Genomic DNA, 16,151 nt, shown 5'->3' with positions numbered 1-16,151 from the left:
CTTGGTTGTTATCGGGTCAACATTCGATGATGTTGACGGCCAGACCGCCGCGGGCGGTCTCCTTGTATTTGCTTTTCATGTCGGCGCCGGTCTGGCGCATGGTGCGGATCACCTTGTCGAGCGACACGTAGTGCTGCCCGTCACCGCGCAGGGCCATGCGCACGGCGTTGATGGCCTTCACCGAGCCCATGGCGTTTCGCTCGATGCAGGGCACCTGGACCAGGCCGCCTATGGGGTCGCAGGTCAGGCCGAGGTTGTGTTCCATGCCGATTTCAGCGGCGTTTTCCACTTGCTGCGGGGTGCCACCCATCACTTCGCACAGTGCCCCGGCAGCCATCGAGCAGGCCACGCCGACCTCGCCCTGGCAGCCGACTTCGGCCCCGGAAATCGAGGCGTTTTCCTTGTAGAGGATGCCGATGGCGGCAGCGGTGAGCAGAAAGCGCACCACCCCGTCTTCGCTGGCACCCGGGACGAAGCGCATGTAGTAGTGCAGCACCGCCGGGACGATGCCCGCTGCGCCGTTGGTGGGCGCAGTGACTACGCGGCCGCCGTAGGCGTTTTCCTCGTTGACCGCCAGGGCGTAGAGGTTGACCCAGTCGAGCACCGACAGCGCGTCGCGCAGGCTGGCCTCCGGATGGCGGCTGAGTTGGCGGTACAGCGCCGGGGCACGGCGCTTGACCTTGAGCCCGCCGGGCAGGATGCCTTCGTGCCGGCAACCGGCTTCGACGCAGTCCTGCATCACTTGCCAGATGCGCAGCAGGCCGCTGCGGGTTTCGGTCTCGGGGCGCCAGGCGGCCTCGTTGGCCAGCATCACCTGGCTGACCGGCAGGTGCTGCGCGGTGCAGTGGCCGAGCAGTTCCTTCGCGGTCTTGAACGGGTAGACCAGCACGGTACTGTCCTCGACGATGCGGTCCTGGCCGGCAGCGTCCTCGTCCACCACGAAACCGCCGCCCACGGAGTAGTACTCGCGGCTGCGGATTTGCAATCCGGCAGCATCGAACGCACGAAAGATCATGCCGTTGGGGTGGTAGGCCAGTGGCTTGCGGATCATCGCCAGGTGCTGCTTCTCAACGAAGGCGATGGTCTGCTCGCCGAGCAGGCTGAGCTGGCCGCTGGCGCGGATGGCCTGCAGGCGGGCGGGGATGGTTTCGGTGTCGACGGTGTCAGGGTGCTCGCCTTCCAGGCCGAGCAATACCGCCTTGTCACTGCCGTGGCCCTTGCCAGTGGCGCCGAGTGAGCCATACAGCTCGGCCTTGACGCAGACGGTGCTGGCCAGCAGGCCATCGCGGCGCAGCCCTTCGGCGAAGCGTGCGGCGGCGCGCATCGGGCCGACCGTGTGCGAGCTGGAGGGGCCGATGCCGATCTTGAACAGGTCGAAGACGCTCAGTGACATGGTGCTACCTCCTGAACATCTGGGGCCGCTTTGCGGCCCTTTCGCGACACAAGGCCGCTCCTACAGGGGTCAATGCCGTCCTTGTAGGAGCGGCCTTGTGTCGCGAAAGGGCTGCGCAGCAGCCCCAACTGTCTAAAGGCCGCCTCAGGCGTCCTGATAGCTTTCGATCGACGGGCAGGCGCAGACCAGGTTGCGGTCACCAAACACGTTGTCGACCCGGCCGACCGGCGGCCAGTACTTGCCCTCCACCAGGCTCGGCAACGGGTAAACCGCCTGCTCGCGGCTGTAGCCATGGGCCCATTCGCCAACCAGCTCGGCCGCGGTGTGCGGGGCGTTCTTGAGCGGGTTGTCGTCCTTGTCCAGGCTGCCGCTTTCCACCGCGCGAATTTCCTCGCGGATCTGGATCATCGCGTCGCAGAAGCGATCCAGTTCTTCCTTGGACTCGCTTTCGGTCGGTTCGATCATCAGCGTGCCGGCCACCGGGAACGACATGGTCGGCGCATGGAAGCCGAAGTCGATCAGGCGCTTGGCCACGTCATCGACACTGATGCCGCTGGTGTCCTTGAGCGGACGCAGGTCGAGGATGCATTCGTGGGCGACCAGGCCATTGCCACCGGTGTACAGGACAGGATAGTGCTCTTCCAGGCGGCGGGCGATGTAGTTGGCGTTGAGGATCGCCATCTGCGAAGCACGCTTGAGGCCGGCACCGCCCATCATGCGAATGTACATCCAGGTGATCGGCAGGATGCTGGCGCTGCCGAACGGCGCGGCGCACACCGCGCCCTCGGTGTTGTCCAGCTGCGCGTGGCCTGGCAGGAACGGCGCCAGGTGCGACTTGACGCCAATCGGGCCGACGCCCGGGCCGCCACCGCCGTGGGGAATGCAGAAGGTCTTGTGCAGGTTCAGGTGCGATACGTCGCCACCGAACTTGCCCGGGGCGCACAGGCCGACCATGGCGTTCATGTTGGCGCCGTCGATATAAACCTGGCCGCCGTTGTCGTGGATGATCGCGCAGATCTCGCCGATCGCTTCCTCGAACACGCCGTGGGTCGACGGGTAGGTGATCATGATCGCGGCCAGGCGCTCGCGGTGCTCGATGGCCTTGGCACGCAGGTCCTCGACATCGACGTTGCCGCGGGCATCACAGGCGGTAACCACCACACGCATGCCGGCCATGTGTGCAGTCGCCGGGTTGGTGCCGTGGGCCGAAGACGGGATCAGGCAGATGTCGCGGTGGCCTTCGCCACGGCTGCGGTGGTAGGCACGGATGGCCAGGAGGCCTGCGTACTCGCCCTGGGAGCCGGCGTTGGGCTGCAGCGACACCGCGTCGTAGCCGGTGGCGGCACAGAGCATGGCTTCCAGCTCGCTGGTCATCTGCTGGTAGCCCTGGCTTTGCTCAGCGGGGGCGAACGGGTGCAGGTTGCCGAACTCGGCCCAGGTCACCGGGATCATTTCGCTGGCAGCGTTGAGCTTCATGGTGCACGAGCCCAGCGGGATCATGCTGCGGTCCAGCGCCAGGTCCTTGTCGGCCAGGCGGCGCAGGTAGCGCATCAGCTCGGTTTCGCTATGGTAGCGGTTGAACACCGGGTGCTCGAGGATGGCTGACTGGCGCAGCAGGGCGGCCGGCAGGCGCGAGCCGGTGCTGGCGGCCAGGGCGGCAAAGTCAGGCTGGGCCTGGTCTGCGCCGAACAGCTGCCAGAGGGCTTCGACATCGGCCTGGGTGCTGGTTTCGTCGAGCGACAGGCCGAGGTGAGTGGCGTCGACCTGGCGCAGGTTGATGCGCTGGGCGCGGGCCTTGTCGTGCAGGCTGGCAGTGGCGCTGCCGGTGGCCAGGGTCAGGGTGTCGAAGGCGGATTCACCTACCACTTCGAGCCCCAGGGTCTTCAGGCCGGCCGCGAGAATCGCGGTCAGCGCGTGGGTGCGTTGGGCAATGCGCTTGAGCCCGGCCGGGCCGTGGTACACGGCGAACATGCTGGCGATGTTGGCCAGCAGCACCTGGGCGGTGCAGATGTTGCTGGTGGCCTTCTCGCGGCGGATGTGCTGCTCGCGGGTCTGCATGGCCAGGCGCAGCGCGGTCTTGCCGAAGCGGTCGATCGACACGCCGACCAGGCGGCCCGGCATGTCGCGCTTGAATGCATCGCGAGTGGCGAAGTAGGCCGCGTGCGGGCCACCGAAGCCCAGTGGCACGCCGAAACGCTGGGCGCTGCCGATGGCCACGTCGGCGTCGAACTCGCCCGGCGGGGTCAGCAGGGTCAGGGCCAGCAGGTCGGCGGCAACGGCGACCAGGGCGTTGGCGGCGTGGAAACGTGCGACGACTTCGCGGTAGTCGAACACTTCGCCGTTGCTGGCCGGGTATTGCAGCAGGGCGCCGAAGAAGGCGCTGACATCGCCCAGCTCACGCTCGTCGCCAACCACGATCTCGATGCCCAGCGGCTCGGCACGGGTGCGCAGCACGTCGAGGGTCTGCGGGTGGCAGTACACGGAGGCGAAGAACGCGTGGCTGGCCTTGTTCTTCGACAGGCGCTTGCAGAAGGTCATGGCTTCGGCGGCGGCGGTGGCTTCGTCGAGCAAGGAGGCGTTGGCGATCGGCAGGCCGGTAAGGTCGCTGATCAGCGTCTGGAAGTTCAGCAACGCTTCCAGGCGGCCCTGGGAGATTTCCGGCTGGTAGGGGGTGTAGGCGGTGTACCAGGCCGGGTTTTCCAGCAGGTTGCGCAGGATCGGCGCCGGGGTGTGGGTGTTGTAGTAGCCCTGGCCGATGAAGCTCTTGAACAGTTGGTTCTTGCCGGCGATGGCTTTCAGCGCAGCAAGGGCATCGGCCTCGCTCTGGCCGTCTTCCGAGCCCAGCACGCTGGTGCCCTTGATGCTGTCGGGGATGACAGCGGCGCTCATGGCTTCCAGCGAGTCGAAGCCCAGGGTGGCGAGCATGGCCTGCTCGTCAGCGGCGCGCGGGCCGATGTGACGGGCGATGAATTCGTTGGCGGTGCCGAGGTTGATGGTCATGGTCGGGTTCCTCAGGCGTCGTCGTTGGCTTTGATCAGGCGGTCGTAGGCGTCCTGGTCGAGCAGGGCTTCCACTTCGGCCATGTCGGCAGGCTTGAAGCGGAAGAACCAGCCTTCACCCAGCGGGTCTTCGTTGACCAGCTCGGGGCTGTCGTTGAGGCCATCATTGACGGCGACCACTTCACCGGTCAGGGGCATGTACACGCCGCTGGCAGCTTTCACCGATTCGACGGTGGAGGCTTCGGCCCCTTTGTCGTAATGCTGCAGCTCGGGCAGTTGCACATAGACCACGTCGCCAAGGGCGTTCTGGGCGTAGGCAGTGATGCCCACAGTGACGCTGCCGTCATCTTCGACGCGCAGCCATTCGTGATCTTCGGTGAAACGCAACTCGCTCATGGGGAATCCTCGGGAAGCAGGGCGTTGGGCGCGGTGGGCCCGCGCTCTTGGGTTGGAGTTCCCCAAGCAAAAATGCGGCCATTTAATAAAAAGTCATTTAAATCAATAAGTTAATATCAATTCAAACGATCAAGTGCCATCCGATTGTAATGAAATCATTCCGCCTGCCGCATTAGCTGCAATGCGCTTTGGAATCATGGCCTTGTCAGTACTGGGTGCTTTACGCGCGTATCGAATTCGGTACGATGTATCGAAATCGCTACAGATGCGTTGAATTGAGGGAGTGAGACTGGTGAATGGCTTGAATGGGATGGAGCGTCGCCAGCGCACACCTCGATACGACGCCTGACAAACAAGGCGGTCCCTGTTGGCGTGACAGGAAGGACTGGCCCGAAACAGATGTAGGAGCGACCTTGGTCGCGATGCGCCGCGCGGGCGGCGCTCGATCTCATAGGCGCTACACCTCTCATGGCATGCGCATGGCAGCCCTGACTGAGGCTTCAGCCATTCGGATTTCATTTCACATAGGTTTTTTGGAGGTGATGGACCAGCGGCATGTCAGGAGATTGAGTAACGGCCCCCAGTGCTCGCCAACACATTTTCAGCGCTTGTGAAATCGAGCGCCGCCCGCGCGGCGCATCGCGACCAAGGTCGCTCCTACATCTGTTTCGGGCCAGTCACTCCTGTCAAGCCAACAGGGACCGCCTTGGTGCGCCACTTTTAAGCAGCGGCAAAAATCGGTAGGGCAAGATACAGCTTGATAACGATCACATTGATGATATCGATAAAGAACGCCCCCACCATCGGCACCACCAGAAAAGCAATTTGCGAAGCCCCGAAGCGTTGGGTCACAGCCTGCATGTTGGCGATCGCCGTTGGCGTTGCACCCAGGCCAAACCCGCAATGCCCTGCCGCCAGAACGGCTGCATCGTAATTGCTGCCCATGATGCGGAACGTCACGAAGATCGCAAACAACGCCATGATCAGTGTCTGGGCTGCCAGCAGAATGAAGAACGGCAAGGCCAGGGCTGCCAGGTCCCACAGCTTGAGTGACATCAGCGCAATGGCCAGAAACAGCGACAAGCTGACATTGCCCAGTACCGACACTTCGCGTTCGAACACTTGATAGCTGCCGAATGCAGCAAGCCCGTTGCGCAACAGCACCCCGACGAACAATACACAGACGAAGGTCGGCAACTCGAAGGAAGTGCCCTGGAGCAGCCCATTCAGGACGTTGCCTGCCATGAGACTGACGGCGATCAACGCAAGGGTTTCGATCATTGTGAAAGGGGTGATGAGGCGCTCCGTGTTCGGCTCCTCGAAGCCCTTGGGCGTACCTTGCAGGTCATGCGCAAGCGTGGGCGTCTTCACGCGCTTGATCAACAGGCGGGCAACTGGCCCGCCGATCAGCCCCCCCAGCACCAGGCCGAATGTTGCAGCGGCCAGTGCCAGTTCGCTCGCCGAGGCCAGGCCGTATTGCTCACTGAATGTGGCGCCCCAGGCGGCACCTGTGCCATGGCCACCTGACAAAGAGATGGAACCGGACAACAAGCCCATCAGAGGATCGAGGCCCAATGCAGTGGCCAGGCCAATGCCCATGGCATTCTGCACGATCAGCAGGCCGGTTACCGCCAGCAGGAAAATCCCCACCACCCGGCCACCTTTTTTGAGGCTTGCGAGGTCTGCACTCAGGCCAATGGTGGCGAAAAACGCCAGCATCAATGGCGTTTGCAGCGAGGTATCGAATTGCACCTGTACGTCCAGGGCGCGCAGGCCCAGAAGCACCAGCGCAACGACCAGACCACCGGCGACAGGTTCGGGAATATTGTAGGCACGAAGAAAGCCAACCCGTGTGACAAGGCCACGCCCCAGCAGAAGCACCAGGGAGGCGGCCACCAAGGTGCCGTAGAAATCGAGTTCAAGCATGCAGGGTACTCTTTGCTCTTTTTTAGAAGGCGAACAGTCCCTGGCGCGCCGTGGTGGCAGCGAGTGTATTGGCAGTGTCAGCGTTCTACGGTTAGGAAAAATCTGAAACTGTTTCGATTTTCCCTACAGCAATGTCAGGACTTGTTCGAAATACCGTACTTGCGCAAACGTTGAGCAATAGCCGTGTGCGATGTCTGCAACCGCCCGGCTAACTGTCGGGTGGAGGGGTAGCTGGCATACAGGCGCTGCAACAGCTCGCGCTCGAAGTCCCCCACCGCCTGTTCCAGACTCGCCACATCGCCATCCTGGCCGCGCGCCACCGCTGTCCCGGCAATGTCCAGGTCGCCGATATCCACCAGGTTGCTCTCGCAGATCGCCGCCGCACGGAAGATCACGTTCTGCAGTTGCCGCACGTTGCCTGGCCAAGGGTTGGCCAGCAGTGCCGAATGGGTGGCAGGCGTCAGCCGGCAAGGCGGTCGCTGGATCTGCGTGCAGGCCTGCTGCATGAAGTAATGCGCCAGCATCAGGATGTCCTGGCCGCGATCGCGCAGCGGCGGCACCTGCAGGTTGAGCACGTTGAGGCGGTAGAACAGATCCTCACGGAAGGTGCCTTCGGCGACCATGCGCTCCAGGTCGCGGTGGGTGGCGCTGATGATGCGCACATCCACCTTCACCTCGCGATCGCCCCCTACCCGGCGGAAGCTGCCATCGCTGAGAAAACGCAACAGCTTGGCCTGCAAGTAGGGTGACATTTCACCGATTTCGTCGAGAAACACCGTGCCCTGGTTGGCCAGCTCCATCAACCCCGGCTTGCCGCCGCGCTGGGCGCCGGTGAAGGCGCCGGGGGCGTAGCCGAACAGTTCGCTCTCGGCCAGGCTTTCAGGCAATGCGGCACAGTTGAGTGCGAGGAACGGTGCAGCGTGGCGGCTGCTGATGGCATGGCAGGCGCGGGCCACCAACTCTTTGCCGGTGCCGGTTTCGCCGTGCACCAGCAGCGGTGCGTCGAGGGCTGCCACGCGCAGGGCGCGGGCCTTGAGCGTGCGGATCGCCGGTGATTCGCCCAGCAGCGCATCGAAGCCTTCGGCGTGGTCGTGGTGCAGGGCCGACAGGCGCTCGCCCATGCGGTTGGGCGGGTACAAGGTCAGCAGCCCGCCCGCGTTGGTGATCGGCGAGGCGTCCAGCAGCAGGCTCTGGCCGTTGAGCTGCATCTCGCGCATCGGCAAGTGGAAGTTGTTGTCCAGCAAGGCCTGCAGCAGGCCGGGGTCGTTGAACAGCTCACCCACCGAGCGCCCGGCGGACTCGCGGCCGCACAGGGCGATCAGCGCCGGATTGGCCAGCAGCACTTTGCCTGCGCTGTCGACCGCCAGCACCGGGTCGCTCATGGCGGCGAGCAGGGCGTCGAGCTGCAGGTGGCGGCGCTGGCCGGGGAGGATGTCGACCACATCCACCGACTGCACGCCATGGACTTCGAACAGGGCGTCGTGGAGCTCTTCGAGCACCGCGGGACTGAGGGTCGGGGCGTCGATGTAGACGTTTGGTGGGACCATCTCCACGGCATCCAGGTTGAGGTTGCGGGCACCGAGCAGGGCGAGGACTTCCTGGGTGATGCCGACGCGGTCGATGAAGCTGACGTGGATGCGCATGGGGGAGGCGGGGTTGTGGCCGGGGAGGGTAGTAGTATGCCTCAACATCGCCGGGGCCGCTTTGCGGCCCTATCGCGACACAAGGCCGCTCCTACAGATGTACGCGATCCCCTGTAGGAGCGGCCTTGTGTCGCGAAAGGGCTGCGCAGCAGCCCCCGGATCTTGAAATCACTCCAGATGTTCAGGCTTGATCGGGTCGCCCGATTTCACATCCAGCTTTTCGCGCACATCCTCGAACATCAGGTCGTAGTACTTGTGAGACGAGCCAAGACTGCTTGCTGATTTTGGTATGCCGTATTTTTCCGCCACCTGGGTTACATAGCGCGCGAAATCGAAAGCCTGGTCCTTGGAAAGGGTAAATCCTTCGTCCTTGGCCAGCTCCTTGCCCTGAATACTGCCGCGCATGCGAAATTGCATGGCTTTCCCTTCCTTGGGATCTTGTACAACCTCGTAGTCGATATGCAGGTCGTAACTGACATCGTTCGTATTTAGCGCGTGTCGCTCAATATGCAGGTGGCCGGGTTCAAACTGGGCCATGGCAAACTCCTCCGGAAGGTGAAAATGGCGGGCCCCGTAAGCCCGCCCGCTGCATTCAACGGTAGCTGATACCCGACTTTTCGGTGCTCACGCGGGTGCCAGCGACACCTTTGACGATGCCCTCGATATTCTCCAGCGAACTGATCACCGCCACTTTGCCGGTGTGGCGGGCGAAGTCGCAGGCGGCCTGTACCTTCGGCCCCATGGAGCCAGCCGCGAAGCCGAGGCGCTCGAGCTCGTCGGGGTGGGCCTGGGCAATGGCCTTCTGCGTCGGCTTGCCCCAGTCAATGTAGGCGCCATCGACGTCGGTGGCGATTACCAGAAGGTCGGCTTCCAGCTGTTCGGCCAGCAGCGCCGAGCACAGGTCCTTGTCGATCACCGCCTCGATACCTTTGAGCTTGCGGTTCTCATCGTACATGGTGGGGATGCCGCCACCGCCTGCGCAAATCACGATGCTTTTCTTTTCCAGCAGCCATTTGATCGGGCGGATCTCGAAGATGCGCTTGGGCTTCGGGCTGGCGACCACGCGGCGGTACTTGTCGCCGTCGGCCTTGACCACCCAGCCTTTCTCCTTGGCCAGGCGCTCGGCCTCATCCTTGCTGTAGACCGGCCCGATGAACTTGCTCGGGTCCTTGAAGGCCGGGTCGTTGGCGTCCACCTCAACCTGCGTGAGCAGCGTTGCGAACGGCACCTCGAAGTCCAGCAGGTTGCCCAGCTCCTGTTCGATCATGTAGCCGATCATGCCTTCGGTTTCGGCGCCGAGCACGTCCAGCGGGTAGGCCTCGTCGGGCTTGTAGGCCATGCCCTGGAGCGACAGCAGGCCGACCTGGGGGCCGTTGCCGTGGGCGATGACCAGTTCGTTGCCGGGGTGAATCTTGGCGATCTGTTCGGTAGCCGTGCGGATATTGGCGCGCTGGTTGTCAGCGGTCATGGGCTCGCCACGGCGCAGCAGGGCGTTGCCGCCCAATGCAACAACGATACGCATGGGGAATGTCCTTTATCGAAAGAAATGAGCGCTACTCGGGGGCGAGTACCGGCCCCTGTGGGAGCGGGTTCACCCGCGAATGCGTCAGCAGAACCAGCGGTGATGCCTGGACTGACGCTTTCGCGGGTAAACCCGCTCCCACAGGGACTTCGGGTTGCCCGGTCTGTCGAGTCAGCCTTTACAGGTCAGCCAGGGTCGACACCAGGATCGCCTTGATGGTGTGCATGCGGTTTTCCGCCTGCTCGAAGGCGATGCACGCTGGCGACTCGAACACGTCATCGGTCACTTCGATGCCGTTGGCCATGTCCGGATACTGCTCGGCAATCTGCTTGCCGACCTTGGTCTCGGAGTTGTGGAACGCCGGCAGGCAATGCATGAACTTGGTCCGTGGGTTGCCGCTGGCCTTCATCATCTCCTTGTTCACCTGGTAGGGCTTGAGCTGCTTGATGCGCTCGCCCCAGGCTTCGATCGGCTCACCCATCGAGACCCAGACGTCGGTATGGATGAAGTCGACGCCCTTGACTGCAGCCTTGGGGTCTTCGGTCAGGGTGATGCGCGCGCCGCTCTCTTCGGCGTACTTGTGGCAACGCTCGACCAGGTCGTCATGTGGCCACAGCGCCTTGGGCGCGGCGATGCGCACGTCCATGCCGAGCTTGGCGCCGATCAGCAGCAACGAGTTGCCCATGTTGTTGCGGGCATCGCCCAGGTAGGCATAGCTGATGTCATGCAGCGGCTTGTCGCTGTGCTCGCGCATGGTCAGCACGTCGGCAATCATCTGGGTCGGGTGGTATTCGTCGGTCAGGCCGTTGAATACCGGCACGCCGGCAAACTTGGCCAGCTCCTCGACGATTTCCTGCTTGAAGCCGCGGTACTCGATGGCGTCGTACATGCGCCCGAGCACGCGGGCGGTGTCCTTCATGCTTTCCTTGTGGCCGATCTGCGAGGAGTTGGGGTCGATGTAGGTGACGTTGGCACCCTGGTCGTAGGCGGCGACTTCGAAGGCGCAGCGGGTGCGGGTCGAGGTCTTCTCGAAGATCAGGGCGATGTTGTTGCCCTTCAGGTGCTGCTGCTCGGTGCCGGTGTACTTGGCGCGCTTGAGGTCACGGGACAGGTCCAGCAGGTACTTCAGCTCGCGGGTGGTGTGGTGTTCCAGGCTGAGCAGGTTGCGGTTGTGGATGTTGAACGCCATGACGGTTCTCCTTGGATTCGGTGAGGTGTCCGGCCGCCGCCTCGTGGGCGCGGCCGGGTTCGATGGACGTTAGTAGTCGATTGGGTCGCGCACGATCGGGCAGGTCATGCAGTGGCCGCCGCCACGGCCCCGGCCCAGCTCGCCGGCGCTGATGGTGATGACCTCGATGCCGGCCTTGCGCAGCAGGGTGTTGGTGTAGGTGTTGCGGTCGTAGCCGATGACCACGCCGGGCTCGATGGCCACCACGTTGTTGCCGTCATCCCACTGTTCGCGTTCGGCGGCAAAGCTGTTGCCGCCGGTCTCTACGACGCGCAGGCCATCCTTGAGCCCAAGCTCCTCGCCGACCACTTCGATGAACGACTTGTTGATGCGGCGCACGTCCATGCCGTAGGGCTTGCTTTCGTCCGGCCGAATGATGAACGGCACGATCTCTCTCACCACTTCCGGGAAGACCGTGATCAGGTCGCGGTCGCAGAAGCTGAACACGGTGTCCAGGTGCATGGCGGCGCGGGACTTCGGCAGGCCGGCGACGATGACTTCCTTGACCGCACCTTTGGCGAACAGGTTGCGTGCCAGCTGGCCGATGGCTTGACGCGAGGTACGCTCGCCCATGCCGATCAGCACGATGCCGTTGCCGATCGGCATCACGTCACCGCCTTCGAGGGTGGACTGGCCGTGCTCCTTGTCCGGGTCGCCGTACCAGACTTCGAAGTCGGCGTTGGTGAACTCTTTGTGGAACTTGTAGATGGCGGTGGTCAGCAGGGTTTCCTGGCGGCGCGCCGGCCAGTACATTGGGTTCAGCGTTACCCCACCGTAGATCCAGCAGGTAGTGTCGCGGGTGAACTGGGTGTTGGGCAGAGGTGGCAGGATGAAGCTCGAGCTGCCGAGGTACTCGTTGTACATCTTGAGCACTTCGTCGGTTTCTTTGCTCTCTGGCAGATCCTGGCCCGCCACACCGCCGATCAGGAACTCGGCCAGGTGCCTGGGTTCGAGGCCTTCGAGCCAGCTGCGCACTTCGTTGTTCAGGCCCACACCGACGGTGTCATCGGTGATCTTGCGGTCCAGGATCCACTTCAGCGCTTCGGGTTGCTGGACGATGTCGGTCAGCAGGTTGTGCATTTCCAGCACATCGACGCCGCGCTCACGCATCTTGGTGACGAAGTCGAAATGGTCGCGCTTGGCCTGGTCGACCCAAATCACGTCGTCGAACAGCAGTTCGTCACAGTTGCTTGGCGTCAGCCGCTTGTGCGCCAGGCCTGGCGCGCAAACCATCACTTTGCGCAGCTTGCCAGCTTCGGAGTGGACACCGTACTTCTGTTTTTCAGCGGACATGGTTTCATTCCTCCAATTGAACGAAGACGTGGGTCAAAGGGTCAGGAAGCCGTCGTAAAGGCCCCAGGCGGCCACGAGGGCGCCAATGACCACGACTGCGAAGATCAGTTTTTCCACGTTGGTGAAGATGGGTTGGCCGACCTCGCGTTTGGCCTTGGCGAACAGGATCGCGCCTGGGGCATAGAGCAGGGCCGAGAGCAGCAGGTATTTCACGCCGCCGGCATACAGCAGCCAGATGGCGTACAGCAGGGCGACAGCGCCGATGAACAGGTCTTTCTTGCGTTCGGCCAAGGCCTGTTCGTAGGTTTCGCTGCGCAGTGCCAGCAGGAAGGCATAGGCCGCCGACCACAGGTAGGGCACCAGGATCATCGAGGTGGCGAGGTAGATCAGCGACAGGTAGGTACTGCTGGAGAACAGGGTGATGACCAGGAAGATCTGCACCATGGCGTTGGTCAGCCACAGGGCGTTGGCCGGTACCTGGTTGGCGTTCTCGCGGCGCAGGAACTCCGGCATGGTGTGGTCCTTGGCGGCGGCGAACATGATCTCGGCGCACAGCAGCACCCACGACAGCAGGGCTCCGAGCAGCGAGATGATCAGGCCGACGCTGATCAGCACCGCGCCCCAGTGGCCGACCACGTGCTCGAGCACGGCAGCCATTGACGGGTTCTGCAGCCCGGCCAGTTCCGGTTGGGTCATGATGCCCAGCGACAGCACGTTGACCAGCACCAGGAACAGCAGCACGGTGATGAAGCCGATGACCGTGGCCTTGCCCACGTCGGAGCGCTTTTCCGCCCGTGACGAGAAGATGCTCGCGCCTTCGATACCGATGAACACCCAGACGGTGACCAGCATCATGTTGCGCACCTGGTTCATCACGCTGCCCAGTTCAGGTGTGCCCACGGCCCAGATGTCGGCGGTGAAGATGTCGAGCCTGAAGGCGAACAGGCAGATCAGCGCGAACAGCACCAGCGGCACGACCTTGGCCACGGTAGTGACCAGGTTGATGAACGCGGCTTCCTTGATGCCGCGCAGCACCAGGAAGTGCACGGCCCAGAGCAGAATCGAGGCGCCGATGATGGCCGCAGGGGTGTTGCCTTCGCCGAAGATCGGGAAGAAGTAGCCGAGCGTGCTGAACAGCAGCACGAAGTAGCCGACGTTGCCCAGCCAGGCACTGATCCAGTAGCCCCACGCCGAAGAGAAGCCCATGTAGTCGCCGAAGCCGGCCTTGGCATAGGCGTACACACCGCCATCCAGGTCAGGCTTGCGGTTGGCCAGGGTCTGGAACACGAACGCCAGGGTCAGCATGCCGACCGCGGTGATCGCCCAGCCGATCAGTACTGCACCGACACCGGCGCTGGCGGCCATGTTTTGCGGCAGCGAAAAGATCCCGCCACCGATCATCGAGCCGACCACAAGCGCAACTAACGCGCCAAGTTTTAGTTTTCCGGAAGCATCAGACATTTAACAACTCCTGCCAGGAGAAAGTTGACATCAGAATAAATCTGATGCCTGGGCGATGAGCTGACTTGGGTCAGTTCATGGCAACGCGAGGGTAGGAAATTTCCCACACGTAACTCCTGGAGAGTGCCGACAGCTCTGCTGCAGGCGTTGTGCGCTGGCACCTCCATGTACTGCTAGAGCAAACGCTCTGTTTAGCCTGCGAACTCTGAAGCTAGCCGCTTTTGCAGCTTTCGCAAATTTTTCACAAGAATATTGAGTTTTATCAATTTCTTTTCTAGTTGCTGCTCAGCTGCTAGTTTTTACACAGGTAATGCGATAGACAATGTGGTTATTAATCCTTTAGTTTTAATAGGCTTCTTTATATAAGTCAGTGCATCTATGAGGTGCCCATGGCTGTTGCAAACGTATGACATCACGTCAAAGGAAGCTCCATGAGCGAATCTGGACAGAAGCTGCGCCTGGGTGCGTTGATCGCACTGGTGGTGGGTTCGATGATTGGTGGCGGGATCTTCTCGTTGCCTCAGAACATGGCCGCACGTGCCGATGTCGGTGCCGTGCTGATTGGCTGGAGCATTACCGCAGTGGGCATGCTGGCGCTGGCCTTCGTGTTTCAGACCCTGGCCAACCGCAAGCCGGAGCTGGATTCAGGGGTGTATGCCTATGCCAAGGCCGGCTTTGGCGACTACATGGGTTTCTCGTCTGCCTGGGGTTACTGGATCAGCGCCTGGCTGGGCAACGTCGGTTACTTTGTGTTGCTGTTCAGCACCCTGGGCTTCTACTTCCCGGTGTTTGGCGAAGGCAATACGCCGATTGCCATCGGCTGCGCCTCGTTGCTGCTATGGGCGGTGCACTTTCTGGTACTGCGTGGCATCAGGGAAGCGGCGTTCATCAACCAGGTGACCACCGTGGCCAAGGTGGTGCCATTGCTGATCTTCGTGGTCATCGCCGCCTTTGCCTTCCGTGCCGATATCTTCACCCGTGATATCTGGGGCCTGAACAACCCGCAGTTCGGCAATGTGCTGGACCAGGTGCGCAACATGATGCTGGTCACGGTGTTCGTGTTCATCGGCATCGAAGGGGCGAGCGTGTATTCCGGGCGGGCGCAGCGCCGTTCCGATGTGGGCAAGGCCACGGTGATCGGCTTTATCGGCGTGCTGGCGCTGCTGGTGCTGGTCAACGTGCTGTCGCTGGGGGTGATGACCCAGCCACAGCTGGCCGGGCTGCAGAACCCGTCGCTGGCCTCGGTGCTGGAGCACATCGTCGGCCCTTGGGGTGCCTTGCTGATCAGCATTGGCCTGGCGGTATCGCTGCTCGGTGCCTTGCTGTCGTGGGCGCTGCTGTGCGCAGAAATTCTCTACGCCACGGCGCGTGACAAGACCATGCCGCGCTTCCTGGCCAAGGAAAATGCCAATCACGTACCGGCCAATGCCCTGTGGCTGACCAACTGCATGATCCAGGGCTTCCTGTTGATCACACTGGTCTCGGCCGGTACCTACACCAGCCTGATCTACCTGGCCTCGTCGATGATTCTGGTGCCGTACCTGTGGTCGGCGGCCTATGCGGTGTTGCTGGCCTGGCGCGGGGAAAGCTATGAGGGGCAGGCAGGGCTGCGGCGCAAGGACCTGCTGGTGGCGGCACTGGCACTGGTGTATGCGGTATGGCTGCTGTACGCAGGTGGCCTGAAGTACCTGCTGCTGTCGGCATTGTTATATGCCCCTGGGGTCATCCTGTTCGCCCGGGCCAAGCACGAACAAGGGCAGACGCTGTTCACCACCTGGGAGAAGCTGATTTTCGCAGCCGTGCTGGCAGGCGCGGCGCTGGCTGCCTACCTGCTGTATTCAGGGCTGTTGAGCTTGTGAGGCAGGGGGGCAGGGCTGTTCCGGGCGTGACCAGATCCACAGGTTGCCCAGGGTCATGCCGGCAATCGCCAGAAACACCGGCCAGTGGTGTTCGAGGAAGACCAGCATCAAGCCTGCGCACAGCAGCATGCTGAGGGTGGCGCTGACCTTGGCGCGGCGCTGGATCACCTTGCCGTTGCGCCAGTTGTACAGAATCGGCCCGAACAGGCGATGGTTCTCCAGCCAGGCAGAGAGGCGTGGCGAGCTGCGCGTGGCGGCCCAGGCGGCCAGCAGGATGAACTCGGTGGTCGGCAGGCCGGGGATGACGATAGCGACCAGGCCTATCCCCAGGCTGACGTAAGCCAGGATGCCATACAGCAGGCGGGACAGTTTCGAGCGGGCGGGTCGGGTCATGGTCTCACTGCAAAAAACGTCCGGCCACCGGAGAGGCG

12 protein-coding genes are annotated in these 16,151 nt (G+C 62.6%); 1 reads left to right on the top strand and 11 read right to left on the bottom strand.

Translation table 11 applies throughout. The features are described from left to right. Positions 1 to 16: 16 nt before the first annotated feature. The 10 genes from ACIPW4_RS06735 to arcD (ACIPW4_RS06690) form a co-directional block, all read right to left on the bottom strand. On the bottom strand, positions 17 to 1,393 hold the full coding sequence (locus tag ACIPW4_RS06735; protein ID WP_400655998.1) for an L-serine ammonia-lyase: 1,377 nt from the start codon (positions 1,391 to 1,393) through the stop codon (positions 17 to 19). Positions 1,394 to 1,537: 144 nt separating this feature from the next. Further along, positions 1,538 to 4,393, bottom strand: coding sequence for an aminomethyl-transferring glycine dehydrogenase (gene gcvP / locus ACIPW4_RS06730; protein WP_400655996.1), 2,856 nt, complete (start codon positions 4,391 to 4,393; stop codon positions 1,538 to 1,540). Between the two features lie 11 nt (positions 4,394 to 4,404). Next, the gene (gene gcvH / locus ACIPW4_RS06725) at positions 4,405 to 4,788 is read right to left on the bottom strand and encodes a glycine cleavage system protein GcvH (protein ID WP_400655994.1); all 384 of its coding nucleotides are present in this window, start codon (positions 4,786 to 4,788) and stop codon (positions 4,405 to 4,407) included. Positions 4,789 to 5,508: 720 nt separating this feature from the next. Beyond that, a complete protein-coding gene (gene gltS, locus ACIPW4_RS06720) occupies positions 5,509 to 6,714 on the bottom strand; it encodes a sodium/glutamate symporter (RefSeq protein WP_400655992.1) in 1,206 nt (401 codons plus the stop codon). Positions 6,715 to 6,848: 134 nt separating this feature from the next. Next, positions 6,849 to 8,357 (bottom strand): sigma-54-dependent transcriptional regulator, encoded by a 1,509-nt coding sequence (locus ACIPW4_RS06715; protein WP_400655991.1) that lies wholly within the window; start codon positions 8,355 to 8,357, stop codon positions 6,849 to 6,851. Between the two features lie 168 nt (positions 8,358 to 8,525). Next, positions 8,526 to 8,894: a DUF5064 family protein gene (locus ACIPW4_RS06710; protein ID WP_400655990.1), complete on the bottom strand. Its 369-nt coding sequence runs from the start codon at positions 8,892 to 8,894 to the stop codon at positions 8,526 to 8,528. A gap of 55 nt (positions 8,895 to 8,949) precedes the next feature. Next, on the bottom strand, positions 8,950 to 9,879 hold the full coding sequence (gene arcC, locus ACIPW4_RS06705; RefSeq protein WP_400655988.1) for a carbamate kinase: 930 nt from the start codon (positions 9,877 to 9,879) through the stop codon (positions 8,950 to 8,952). A 178-nt stretch (positions 9,880 to 10,057) separates the two neighbouring features. Further along, positions 10,058 to 11,068, bottom strand: a complete 1,011-nt coding sequence (locus ACIPW4_RS06700) for an ornithine carbamoyltransferase (protein ID WP_400655985.1) — start codon at positions 11,066 to 11,068, stop codon at positions 10,058 to 10,060. A 69-nt stretch (positions 11,069 to 11,137) separates the two neighbouring features. Further along, positions 11,138 to 12,400: an arginine deiminase gene (arcA, locus tag ACIPW4_RS06695; RefSeq protein ID WP_400655983.1), complete on the bottom strand. Its 1,263-nt coding sequence runs from the start codon at positions 12,398 to 12,400 to the stop codon at positions 11,138 to 11,140. A gap of 33 nt (positions 12,401 to 12,433) precedes the next feature. Continuing rightward, entirely contained in the window at positions 12,434 to 13,861 is a 1,428-nt protein-coding gene (gene arcD, locus ACIPW4_RS06690) for an arginine-ornithine antiporter (protein WP_400655982.1), read from the bottom strand. A gap of 431 nt (positions 13,862 to 14,292) precedes the next feature. On the opposite strand from arcD (ACIPW4_RS06690), the gene arcD (ACIPW4_RS06685) reads away from it, so the two are divergent. Beyond that, positions 14,293 to 15,720: an arginine-ornithine antiporter gene (gene arcD / locus ACIPW4_RS06685; RefSeq protein WP_400655980.1), complete on the top strand. Its 1,428-nt coding sequence runs from the start codon at positions 14,293 to 14,295 to the stop codon at positions 15,718 to 15,720. Here arcD (ACIPW4_RS06685) and ACIPW4_RS06680 read toward each other — a convergent pair. Continuing rightward, positions 15,700 to 16,113 (bottom strand): YbaN family protein, encoded by a 414-nt coding sequence (locus tag ACIPW4_RS06680; RefSeq protein WP_400655977.1) that lies wholly within the window; start codon positions 16,111 to 16,113, stop codon positions 15,700 to 15,702. The genes arcD (ACIPW4_RS06685) and ACIPW4_RS06680 overlap by 21 nt on opposite strands. Positions 16,114 to 16,151: the final 38 nt, after the last annotated feature.

The sequence above is a fragment of the Pseudomonas sp. NPDC089996 genome (assembly GCF_044748405.1).
Lineage (GTDB): Bacteria > Pseudomonadota > Gammaproteobacteria > Pseudomonadales > Pseudomonadaceae > Aquipseudomonas.
The sequence above is the reverse complement of the archived record's forward strand: the minus strand, read 5'-3'. Positions and strand labels throughout refer to the sequence as shown.